General features: G+C 57.1%; 7 protein-coding genes. 3 read left to right on the top strand and 4 right to left on the bottom strand.

Features of this window, described 5'->3' with window-relative positions:
• Nucleotides 1-108 precede the first annotated feature (108 nt).
• A complete protein-coding gene (locus PspS49_RS13435) occupies nucleotides 109-2,064 on the top strand; it encodes an acetoacetate--CoA ligase (RefSeq protein WP_160039719.1) in 1,956 nt (651 codons plus the stop codon).
• Nucleotides 2,065-2,112: 48 nt separating this feature from the next.
• On the opposite strand, the gene PspS49_RS13430 is transcribed toward PspS49_RS13435, so the two are convergent.
• Nucleotides 2,113-5,880, bottom strand: a complete 3,768-nt coding sequence (locus PspS49_RS13430) for a hypothetical protein (RefSeq protein ID WP_160039717.1) — start codon at nucleotides 5,878-5,880, stop codon at nucleotides 2,113-2,115.
• Nucleotides 5,881-6,013: 133 nt separating this feature from the next.
• Entirely contained in the window at nucleotides 6,014-7,123 is a 1,110-nt protein-coding gene (locus tag PspS49_RS13425; RefSeq protein ID WP_160039715.1) for a PilT/PilU family type 4a pilus ATPase, read from the bottom strand.
• Nucleotides 7,124-7,236: 113 nt separating this feature from the next.
• Here PspS49_RS13425 and PspS49_RS13420 point away from each other — a divergent pair, with 113 nt between their 5' ends.
• Both PspS49_RS13420 and PspS49_RS13415 read left to right on the top strand, forming a co-directional pair.
• The gene (locus PspS49_RS13420; protein ID WP_160039713.1) at nucleotides 7,237-9,774 is read left to right on the top strand and encodes a PAS domain S-box protein; all 2,538 of its coding nucleotides are present in this window, start codon (nucleotides 7,237-7,239) and stop codon (nucleotides 9,772-9,774) included.
• 51 nt (nucleotides 9,775-9,825) lie between these two features.
• On the top strand, nucleotides 9,826-10,101 hold the full coding sequence (locus PspS49_RS13415; protein WP_007912322.1) for a peptidylprolyl isomerase: 276 nt from the start codon (nucleotides 9,826-9,828) through the stop codon (nucleotides 10,099-10,101).
• 92 nt (nucleotides 10,102-10,193) lie between these two features.
• Here the strand turns inward: PspS49_RS13415 and PspS49_RS13410 are convergent, their stop codons facing one another.
• Nucleotides 10,194-11,135 (bottom strand): transposase, encoded by a 942-nt coding sequence (locus PspS49_RS13410; RefSeq protein ID WP_108227338.1) that lies wholly within the window; start codon nucleotides 11,133-11,135, stop codon nucleotides 10,194-10,196.
• A gap of 249 nt (nucleotides 11,136-11,384) precedes the next feature.
• The gene (locus PspS49_RS13405) at nucleotides 11,385-12,323 is read right to left on the bottom strand and encodes a sugar kinase (RefSeq protein WP_150752047.1); all 939 of its coding nucleotides are present in this window, start codon (nucleotides 12,321-12,323) and stop codon (nucleotides 11,385-11,387) included.
• Between the last annotated feature and the right edge of the window lie 28 nt (nucleotides 12,324-12,351).

Below are 12,351 nucleotides of genomic sequence, written 5' to 3'. Positions count from 1 at the left end.
TCGCGATAGCGGTGTGTCAGACCCGTAACAGTTAACTGACACACCGCTATCGCGAGCAGGCGAAGGCCTACAAGGGAATTTTTGTAATCCGATAACAAGAGGCAACCAATGTCCGACATCCTCTGGCAGCCCGATGCCAACCGTATCGCCAAGTCGCGCATGGACACTTTCCGTCGTGCGGCCAATCAACGCCACAACCTGAAACTCGACGACTACCCGGCCCTGCACCAATGGAGCGTCGAGCAGCGCGCCGAGTTCTGGCAGGCGATCGTCGATTTCTTCGATATCCGCTTCCACACACAACCGGATGCCGTGCTGCGTGAAGGCGCGCAAATGCCGGATGCCGAGTGGTTTCCCGGCGCTACGCTGAACTTCGCCGAACATTTGCTGCGTCGTCGCGACGATTCTGTGGCCGTGGTCAGCGTGGCGGAAAATGGCCAGCGTGAGCAATTGTCCTGGGCTGAACTGGCCGAGCATGTCGCCGGGTTTCAGGCGAGCTTGCAGGCCGCCGGGGTTGGCCTCGGCGATCGCGTCGCAGCTTGCATGCCCAATACCTGGCAGACGCTGGTCGCAATGCTCGCCACCACCAGCGTTGGCGCGATCTGGTCGTGCTCTTCGCCGGACTTCGGCACCCACGGCGTAATCGACCGCTTCGGTCAGATCGAACCGAAGGTACTGATCACCTGCGCCGGTTATCGCTATGCCGGCAAGGCGATCGACCAGAGCGACAAAATCAACGAAATACTCGAACAACTGCCAACGTTAAGGCAGTTGATCATCGTGCCTTACGCTCACCCGCACGCCCGCATCGAGACTTACCGGACTCGCGCCGAAGTGACCTTGTGGGATGACTTCTATCAAGCGGGTGGCGAAGCGGATTTTGTCGCGGTGCCGTTCAATCATCCGCTGTACGTGTTGTATTCCAGCGGCACCACTGGCGTGCCGAAATGCATCATCCACAGCACCGGCGGCGTGCTTCTGCAACACGTCAAGGAACACGGCCTGCATTGCGATCTGGGTCCTGGCGATCGACTGTTTTACTACACGACGTGCGGCTGGATGATGTGGAACTGGCTGGTCTCCGCGCTCGCGGTCGGCAGCGCCGTGGTGCTGTATGACGGTTCGCCGTTTTACCCGGACAACCAGCGTTTGCTCGACTTGATCGACGATGAACGCATCAGCGTGTTCGGCACCAGCCCCAAGTTCCTCGCCACCCTGGAAAGCAGCGGCACCAAACCCCGCGAAAGCCATGATCTGGGAAGCCTGAAAACGCTGCTGTGCACCGGCTCGGCGCTGTCGCCGCAAAGCTATGACTTCGTCTATCGCGACTTCAAACCTGATGTGTGTCTGGCTTCGATGTCTGGCGGCACCGACATCGTTTCGTGCTTCGTCAATGGCAACCCGCTGTCGCCCGTGCGTCGCGGCGAGAACATGGGCAAAAGCCTGGGCATGGCGGTTGAAGTCTGGAATGACGCCGGCCAGCCGGTCGTGGGCGAAAAAGGCGAACTGGTCTGCACCCGGCACTTCCCGGCGATGCCGATCGGTCTGTGGAATGACCCGGACGGCGCAAAACTGCGCCAATCGTATTTCAGCCTGTTTCCCGGTGTCTGGGCACAGGGCGATTACGCTGAACAACGGCCTTATGGCGGGATGCTGATCCATGGGCGCTCGGACGCCGTGCTCAATCCCGGCGGCGTGCGCATCGGCACCGCGGAGATTTATCGTCAGGTCGAGAAAGTCGCTGAAGTACTGGACAGCGTCGCCATCGGTCAGCAGTGGCAGAACGATGTGCGGGTTGTGCTGTTTGTCAGGTTGCGTGAAGGGCTGACACTCGACGAGGCGCTGGAACAACGAATCCGGCAGGTGATCCGCGCCAATACCACTCCAAGGCATGTACCGGCGAAGATCGTTGCGGTGACGGACATTCCGCGCACCATCAGTGGCAAGGTTGTGGAGCTGGCCGTGCGGGAAGTGGTGCACGGCCGACCGGTGAAAAACACCGATGCGCTGGCCAATCCCGAAGCGCTGGAGCAGTTTCGGGATCGGCCGGAGCTTGATACTTGAATCGCGCGCTGACGCTCTGACAATAAACGTTGCTGGCAGCGCTGGTCGTCAGAGGGGTTTGTTCAGCGTAATGACAACCGGCTGAACAATCGCTCTACCGCCACTACGGTCGAGTGCATCGCGGATGATCGTCATGTTGTGGTCGAATGTAGCTTTGTCCGTAGCCATTTGACTCAGTAACGAGGTGGCAACTGCTAGAGAGTCAGCATTTTCAAAAGCTTCGGACACCGCATGGTAACTCGCGATCGAGTCCGCCACAGCCAGGTTGCCGGACGCAAGATTCAGAAGTTGCGCCACATCCAGCCGCTGCCCGGTGTTGCTTTGATGCTCGGTATCGGTGGCGTAGCCAACATCCGCGGTCTGCGCACTACCGTGGAACAGTTCATGAATCAGGTCGTCTGCCACCACATCATGGTTGAAGCCTAGATTGACGAAATGCTTGTTCAGGTTTTGAGTGTAAATCTCGACAAACGCGATATCAGCCGCGTCGCTGGAGCTAGCGCTTTTCCAGCGCTTGTAGTTGTTCACGTCAAAAGAGGCGATTGTCTCGTTATGCTTGAACGCATTGAGCAGCGTATTGCTCATCGAGAAACCAGCAAAGTCAAAGCGAATCAACCGCAAATAATTAACCAGCCGATTAGTAGCCGTCTGCGAGGTGTTACCGAACAGTGCCTTCATTAGCAGATCGCCATCTCGCTTGAATTCATGTCGGCTGATGGCTTCGATGGCGTTGTCGATCTTCGCCCGAGCACGGGGCAGGCTTTTTTCGATGAAGTTGCGCGTGTAACTTGCCGGCAGTGTCTTGAGTGAGTACGGCAACTGTAGAGGCGCTTGATAGGTGAAGCCTGTCAGTGGTTTCCCCCACAGATTGCCACGACGGTTCAAGGCATACCATTTGTTGCCACTGCGTGCGGCCAGAACCGTAACGAGGTTGCCGGTGCTGCCACGTGGTTGCCAGTGCCCCACTCCCCGATGTGCACTCTCGGAAGCACTGATCAGATCATAGGATTGCCGGCGGCCACTGAGTCTGTGCAACTGGCTGTTCGCTATAGCGACGAGTTCATGGCTGTTTTTGTTAAAGCGCAACAAGCCCTTGCGCACCAGTTTAGCGCCCGCCTGGATGCCAGACGGCACACCATCCAGCGGATTGAAAAGGCCAATGGCCGAGGTGAATGCCAACCGGGTAAACCGCGCAGCTTTGGATGTCGTTGAAATAGCCTTGGCCGAAATGCTCAACACTTTGGAACTGGCTCCCGCCACCGTTCCGACCAGACCGATACCGTCCATCAAACATCCGTAGATCCCATCCACCACCTTGTCATGTTCACCCGAGGCAATATCCTCGATGCATTTTTTGAAAGGCACCAGCAAGTCGATGAAATACGTCAGCAGTCGATCACCCTCTTCCCTGGAGAGCTCGAGCGGGGTCGGTATTCGGACTATTTCTCTCAGCTCATTTTTATTCAGGTAGGGTCGATTCTTGACGAGAAACTCGGCGATACGTTCGATATTCGGATCGTTGAATTTCCGATAGAACCCGGATGGTGGCGTCGAAGGTGTCTGCGATCCTTTCAGCATGCCAAAATTATCGATGATGGCCATGCTGCTGGTAACCGAAGAGTCTTCGGCAGTGGCATGGGTATAGCGCTTTACGTCGAGCGGGAGGCTTTGCGTCGCGGTAATACTCAGTGGAAACGTTACATCCCCGCTCGCACTCATTCTCGAGCGTTGTTGCAGTTTCTGCTCTCGTTTGATGAAAGCAGCCAAGGCGTCATTTTTTCGAGTTTCTGCGCGCGACGTAAACAGTTCATAGCAGAGGTCCGCATTCTCGCAAGACGCATACATCACGATGCCAAAACGTCCTGTGGCGGCATCTCTGCTTTGTCGTGTTTCTTGTGTCACTTTGACAGTCAGGGGGCCGCTCGCCCGACGCGATTTATAATAAACGGCGGACTCGCGTACCGTGAGGAAGTGAATATCGGCATTCATGAAGACGCGCAGATCCGCCTCTGGCATCTGCGCCAAAGCCAGTTTCACGGTAGATAACATGGCGCTGTTCAAATCATTGAAATGCACGGCCAACTGCCGATCCATCTCCTCGTCACAGGATGCAAGTTTCAATAAACCCGGATAACGTTTGTAGAGGCTGACACCGGACGGGTTGTAGTTGATGGCCGGCTTGGGGACACCGTTAGTAACCAGACGCACCGTACGCCTGTCCCACTGACCAGTGACCAAGTCGCCCGATTGATGCAGGTCGACCATGGACATGACCTGCTGCCCGCCTCGCTCGGACAGTGCTTTTGCGTCCAAGGTGTCACAACCCGGTGCGGCAATTTTCAAAGCCGCACGGGCAATCTTCGCTCTGTCGGGTAACGGTGTCGAAAATACCTTGGCGATTTGAGCGAACTTTTCCGAGTGTTGCTCGAATGCGTCAATTGCACGCCGGGTGCTGGTTTCTTCGGCCTGCTCGAGTTCCGCCGTTGTCACAATCTGGTTGATCAGCGCCCAATCGACGATAGGGTCGATCATGGCCAGGTCACGCTTGTGCTTCTGCGACTCACTGACCGGTTGCAGTTCGCCATAAGCCATTATCTGGGCATACGTCATGACTCGCGTCGCACCGGTTTTTACAGTCTCGACGAGCATGACGGCACGACAAAAATTGATCCAGCCAATCGAGCCGAGGGTGATCGACGATGGAATCTCCCTGACCAGAAACTCTGGGGCATTACGTGCCAACAGCAGGTGAGCTACCAGCGGTTCCAAACCACTATCAACCCATTTTCTGGTTCGCAGAACAGTCGTTAGCTCCTCTCGTATGACCGACGGGTGACAGTCAACATTTTTCGGCGCATACAGATCAAGTCCAGCGACGTGATTGCGCTGTATGTCATGACCAACTGACGGATCCAGATCAAGCAATATTGCCGTCATCAGCAATTGGCCGAGGATGTCATCAGCGACTTCCTGCCCCTTGTTTACGCCAAACCAACCCAGCTCTTTCAGATACTCTTTTGCGAGATTCCGGGTAACTGGATGATTGACGAATTCGACAACCAATTGAGCCGCACTTTCATGGGTGACAGCGGCGCGGCCGGTAACATTGTAGAGGGCTGTCAGGAGCTTTTTCCCACTCATCAACTTGGCAGTCGCATTACGAATGGCGAAAAACTGCTCCCCGGACAATGCAATCGATGTCTGGCCCTCTGTTTGAAAGTGCTCCCAATAGTTTGAAGGCTCTTTCACTTGCGGATCAAACTTGAACAAGGCGATCAGCTCTCTGACCTTCACGTTGTTCTCGGGCAAACTTATGTCATGGAATCGAAACCATTGATCGAGCGTCAAATCGATATCAGGCCAAACGTAGCCGCCGACGACCGCTGCTATATCCGAAATCAACGTCAATGCAGATTGTATCGGAACACTTTTTTCAAAGTGACGCGCTGCTACCAGATCCACCCACCCCCTGTCTGCTCGGACTTCCATCTTGCCGTCAGGTGTAACTCGTACAAGTCCGTCATGGTCGCGCGCATCTTCCCGGGCAAGTGCACCGACGACCGGACCGGTCTCAAGCAGTTCGCTGAGCATAAGCCTGCCGGGATTATAAATTTCATACAACGAAGATCCCGCCTGCAACGCCACTTCGTGTGTATACCAATTGATCTTTTGATCATCCGTGTATTGGCTTAACGCTTGTTCCAGTTGAGCCAGGACCAATTGGCGCTCTACTGCATCTGCTTCAGCCCTGTATTTCCACTCGGAAAGAGCGACAGCCGAAGACCAGAATGTTTTACCTCTGGTTTTATCATTCATACTTAGAACCTCATCAAGTTAACCAGCCGACAACTTCAGCTCGATGACGTTCTACTGTTTTTGACACACCCCTTCCACTTCAAAAATATGAGGCACTATTTCCTGACGGATATTCAAAGCAATCAATTAAACATCAATCCATTAGTCCCCACTCCCCTGACGGCGAACCATTATTACTACTTTCATCTCCAGCCAGTTTGATTCGTAATTTAAGATTATTGATCGAGTCTGCATTTTTCAAAGCCTCCTGCGCACTGATTGCACCTTCGGCAACCAACGAAAACAACGCTGCATCAAATGTCTGCATACCCAGTTCGGGGGATTTCTCCATGATCGGTTTGAGTTCATCGAACTGACCGCGTCGGATCAGATCAGCGATGGTTGGCGTGCCCAACAGCACCTCGACAGCAGCCCGTCGTTGGCCATCGACAGTGCGCACCAATCGTTGCGAGATAAATGCTTTCAGGTTATTGCCCAGCGTCTGCAATAACTGCGGTCGCCGCTCTTCCGGGAACATATTGATAATTCGATCCAGCGCCTGATTGGCGTTAGTGGCATGCAACGTCGATAGCACCAGATGTCCGGTATCGGCAAACGCCAATGCATGTTCCATGGTTTCGCGATCACGGATTTCACCGATCAGCACTACATCCGGCGCCTGGCGCAAAGTGTTCTTCAACGCCGCATGAAAACTGCGCGTATCGACCCCGACTTCACGTTGATTGATGATTGAACGCTGGTGCCGATGGATGTACTCGATCGGATCTTCGATGGTGATGATGTGCCCGGTGCTGTGGCGGTTGCGGTGGTCGATCAATGCCGCCAGCGAAGTCGACTTACCCGAATCGGTGGCGCCGACAAACAGGATCAGCCCTTGCTTGAACATGACGGTGTCGAGCAGTACCGGCGGCAGTTTCAGGTCAGCGAAGCGCGGGATGTCGAGTTTGACGTTGCGGATAACGATCGATACATCGTTGCGCTGTTTGAAGATGTTCACGCGAAAGCGGCCGATGCCCGTTCGCGAAATTGCCAGGTTCATTTCCAGATCCCGGTCGAACTCCCGTCGTTGCTCGGCGTCCATCAGGGAGGCGGCGATGGCGGCGGTTTCACCGATCTTGAAAGGCTGCTCGCTCAATGCCGTGAGCACGCCGTCGACCCGCGCGCTGGGCGGTGCGCCCGTGGACAGGAACAGATCCGAACCGTTTTTATTGGACAAAACTGACAACAGTGCATCGATTTCCATGGCAAAAAACACCCGCGAAGCATTCAATGAACAGAAAATGGCCTGCGCCTGGCGCAGCTCAACTGCAACAATGATAGACGTCGCCTCACCGAACCACGCTCAGGACTGATGTAATGAATGCTGTACCGAACACCGACGACGCGCAGGCATTGATCGCCCGCACCGACTGGAGCCGTGGCCCGCTGGGTGCTGCCGGCAACTGGCCGCAGAGCCTGCGCACGGCGGTGGACATCGTGATTCACTCGCCCATGCCGATGCTGTTGTTGTGGGGCCCGCAGCTCACGCAGATCTACAACAACGGTTTCGCCCTGCTCGCCGGGCACAAGCATCCCCACGCTTTCGGACAGCCTGCGCACCAGATCTGGCCAGAACTTCAAGAGTTTACCGACCCCATTTACAGAGCAGTCCTGCAAGGCCAGGTGCGCACCTACAGCGAAAGACGCTTCACCCTGCAACGTGACGGCAAAGAGTCCGACTTCTGGCTGGATCTGACTTACAGTCCGATCCGTGATGAAACCGCGCAAGTCGCCGGAATTCTGGTGACTGCCATCGAAACCAACGAACGCCGGCGCATTGCTCTGGAACTGCAACGACGCTCCGAGGAAAGCCTCAAGGCCCAACGCGAAACCGAGGAACGCCTGCAACTGGCCCTGGCCGCGACCGATGCCGTCGGCACCTGGGATTGGGATATCGGCGAAGATCGCTTTATCGCCGATGCGCATTTCGCCCAACTGCATGGCGTCGACCCCGCCCTGTCCGGTCAATTGCCGATCAGCGATTACTTGCAGGGCGTGCATCCCGAAGACCGCGCGATGGTCGCGCGCAGCATCAAACACTGCATCACCCACGGCACCGAATACGCTGAGGAATACCGCTTGTTGCAGGCTGACGGCGAGGTCCGCTGGGTGTTCGCTCGCGGGCGCTGCTACAAGGATCATCATGGCCGGCCCATGCGCTTCCTCGGCGCGGCGCTGGACCTGACCGAGCGCAAACACACCGAACAGGCGTTACGCCAGAGTCAGACTGAACTGCAACTGATCATCAACGCCATGCCGATCCTGATCAGCTATGTCGACTGTGAAGAGCGCTTTCGCCTGAACAACGCGGCCTATCTGGACTGGTACGGACTCACGCCACAGGAACTCTACGGCCGCACGATTCGTGAAGTCATCGGTGAAGAGGCCTATTTCCTGCGTCTGCCTTACATTGCCGAAGCCCTGGCCGGCAGACCGTGTTCGTTCAGCCTGTACACCCCGCACCGCGATGGCAGCAGTCGCCACGCGCTGATGAATTACCTTCCACGTTACGGTGCGGACGGCGCGGTGAATGGTTTCTACATCTTTGTGATCGACGAGACCGAGCGCAAGAAAACCGAAGAAGCCTTGCGCAATCTCAACGAAACCCTTGAAGAACGGGTCAGCGCTCGCACCGAACAACTGGCGCAGGCCAACCAGCGTTTGCAGAACGAGATGTTCGAACGCGAGCGTGCCGAAGATGCCTTGCGACATGCGCAGAAGATGGAGGCTGTCGGTCAGCTCACCGGCGGTATCGCCCACGACTTCAACAACATGCTCACCGGGATCATCGGCAGTCTCGATTTGATGCAGCGCTACATTGCCAACGGCCGGGCCGACGAAATTGGTCGATTTACCGAAGCGGCGGTGTCCTCGGCAAATCGTGCGGCAGCACTGACCCACCGGTTGCTGGCGTTTTCGCGGCGACAATCACTGGATCGCAAAACCCTGAACGTCAATGAGCTGGTGCATTCTCTGGAAGACCTGATCCGCCGGACCAAGGGCGATCCGATCGAACTCACACTGCATCTGGCCGAGAATGTATGGCCGGTCAGCACCGACGTCAGCCAACTGGAAAACGCCCTGCTCAACCTGGTCATCAATGCCCGGGATGCGATGCCTGATGGCGGCGAACTGGTGATTGAAACCGCCAACGTGTATCTCGATGGCAGTGACATCACCACGCTGGAACCGGTCAAGGCCGGCGATTACCTGATGCTGGCAGTCAGCGACAACGGCACCGGGATGACGCCCTCGGTGCGTTCCAAGGCTTTTGATCCATTCTTCACCACCAAGCCCATTGGCCAGGGCACCGGGCTGGGCCTGTCGATGATTTATGGTTTTGCCCAGCAGTCGGGCGGGCATGTCAGCCTCGACAGCTTGCCGGGCCAGGGCACCTGTGTGCGGTTGTACTTGCCGCGTCTGTACGGCATCGAGCCGGAACGGCCAGCGATCGTGCCGCTTGAGCAAGCGCCGACGACGGCGACCGGCGAAACCGTGGTGGTCGTCGAAGATGACCCGGCCGTGCGCATGCTGGTGCTCGATCTGCTCCGGGAGTTGGGTTATCAAGCCCACGAAGCCGAAGATGCCAAGACCGCCCTGCCGCTGCTTGAGTCCGATCTGCGCGTGGATCTGCTGGTCACCGACGTCGGCCTGCCCGGCATGAATGGCCGGCAACTGGCGGAAATCGCCCGTCAGCATCGGCCGGGCCTCAAGGTGCTGTTCATGACCGGTTACGCGCAGAAAGCTGCCGAGCGCCAGGGTTTCCTCGAGGACGGCATGGACATGGTCGCCAAACCGTTTGCCATTGAGCTGCTGGCCAGCAAGATCCGCACGATGCTCAGCCAAACCCCGTGACTTGAGGCATAATCCGCGCCCCGCCGTCACCCCGTTATCAGGTACCGCACGATGAAAGCCCAAGCCCGCCACATTCTGGTGAAAACCGCCGAAGAGGCCGAACAGCTCAAACAACGCATCGCCAAGGGTGAAGCGTTCGATGTGCTGGCGAAGAAATTTTCCACCTGCCCGTCCGGCAAGCGCGGCGGCGATCTGGGTGAAGTGCGGCCGGGGCAGATGGTCGGCGCGATTGATGCGGTGATCTTCAAAAAGCCACTGCGGACCGTGCATGGGCCGATCAAGAGCAAGTTCGGGTATCACCTGGTGCAGGTGTTTTACCGCGATTGACGGGTTGGCTTCAGGGCCCTTTCGCGAGCAGGCTCGCTCCCACATTTGGAATGCATTCCCCTGTGGGAGATTCTATGGTTGAGGGGAAGCCCTCAACTGACTTTTGTCTGATATTCGCTTTGCCCTTTCAGCAAGGCGAATACCACCCGAGCAAGTTTGCGAGCCAGCATCACCAACGCCTGCGTGGTGCTGAAACCCCGTGCTCTTTGGGCTTCGTAAAACCCTTTCCAGGCTATCGTACGGCTAGCCGACATCGCTGCGTTGTGCAAAAGTCGGCGGGCCTCGGGGTCTCCGCGCTTGGTCAAGCTGCGGCGACCGTCCTTTTGCCCTGATTTCGATACCCGTAAATCCATGCCCAGGAAGGCGATAAACGCATCCGCGTTGCTAAATTCCCCCCGCTGAAACGCCGTGAGCAGGCGCGCTCCGGTCAGAAATCCAATGCCCTCAACTTTCAGGCAACGCTTCAATTGGCCGAGCAAACCGGCTTGTTTGAGCTGATCGTTGATCGTCTTTTCGATCATCGTTTCAAGCCGCTGCATGGATTTTATTTGTTCAGCAAAAGCTGCCTTCAACAGCGGCTCATTCGACCAGCTCTGCACCAGGCCGACCCTTGCCTGGACCAAAGCCGCGCGGCGGCGGAAAAGGCTCAGGAGCTGGCGGTACAGCGGTGATGGCGGGGTCCAGGGGCGCAACTCCTCGGCTTCGTTCTTCAGGTAACGGGCCAGCAGCTTGGCGTCCAAGGCGTCGGTTTTGGCGCGGATCTTCACTCCTTCGCGGTAATGTTTGAGTTCATAGCCGCCCACCATGTAAATCGTGCAACCGGCCGCATAGGCCAAGTCAGCGAATTCCAGGTGGTAGATGTTGGTTGCCTCAATGGCAATAGACACGGGGCCGAGCAAGGCCTTCAGCCACTGCTTGATGGATGTTTTGGTGTTGGGAATCGCTTCAAGCAGATCGCTATCGGCCTGATAAATCACCAGTTCATTTTTGGCGACATCCACGCCAACGATCGGATTTGATAGAGCGACTGGCATTGCCACAGGATTTCCTCCGGGATAAGGTTTGAGCACTTGAAGGGCTCACCCAGAGGCGCAGGCTTGTTCCTATCGTCGGTCTAGCCAGATGCATTCTTTATCGGCGCTTGGGTGAAAGGAGGAGGGGCGAAATCTCCCACGGTCTGTGCTGCGTCAACAGTCAGAATCGAGCCTTGTCCCTCCTCCTCCCTTCAAGTCCTACCATACAAGCGAGCCTGCTCGCGAACCGATTGCGCAGCAAGCGGCCATTCAAGCCTGTTTCGGAATCAATGCCCCCGGCACCTGAATCACCTGGCTGGCCAGCAAGTGCCCGGCCTCGGCAGCCTCCGCCGGACTTGCGCCCAGCAATCGACTGGCCAGATACGCCGCACTGAACGAATCCCCCGCCGCCGTGGTGTCCACCACCTTCTCGACCTTCTGCGCCGGCACCTCAAAAGCCTCGCCATCACAGCGAATCAGGCACGCCTCGGCGCCACGCTTGAGCACCACTTCCGGCGTGCCGAATTGCGCGTAAGCGGCAAACACCGCGTCGCCATCGGCGAAACCGAACAGCGCCTGCTCGTCATCCACTGTCAGCAACGCCAGATCGACGTAGGGCAACACGCTGCGATAGGCCGCGCGCGCGTCTTCTACCGAGGCCCAAAGCCGTGGCCGATAGTTGTTGTCGAAGACAATCCGCGCATCACGCTGGCGCGCTTCGATCAGCGTCTGGATCAGTTTTTCCCGGCCCGATGCACCGAGGACGGCCAAGGTGATACCGCTGAAATACAACACATCGTAATCCGGCAGCGCCGCCAGAATCGGCTCGGCGGCCGGGGTGGTGAAACAGTCGCGAACCGCCGCTTCATTGCGCCAGTAGAGAAAACGCCGCTCGCCGCTGGCATCGGTCTGGATGCAATACAGGCCCGGCAAGCGACCCGGCAGACGCTGCACCAGATCCAGACCAATGCCTTCGCTGGTCCATATCCGGCACATGGCATCGCTGAAGCTGTCATCGCCCAGCGCGGTGACATAATCGACCCGGGCCTTGTCGCCCATCGCACGCGACAGATACACCGCGGTGTTCAGGGTGTCGCCACCGAAGCTTTGCTGCAGGCTGCCGTCGGCGCGTTGCTGCAGTTCGATCATGCATTCGCCGATCAGGGCGATACGCGGGGTGTTCGGGCCCAGAGGGCTGAGGGTGTTCATCTTGTGCTGTCTCTGTTGATCGATGGTG

This window comes from Pseudomonas sp. S49, assembly GCF_009866785.1.
Taxonomy (GTDB): Bacteria; Pseudomonadota; Gammaproteobacteria; order Pseudomonadales; family Pseudomonadaceae; genus Aquipseudomonas.
Note: the sequence above shows the minus strand (reverse complement) of the source record. Positions and strands in the feature narration are given on the sequence as shown.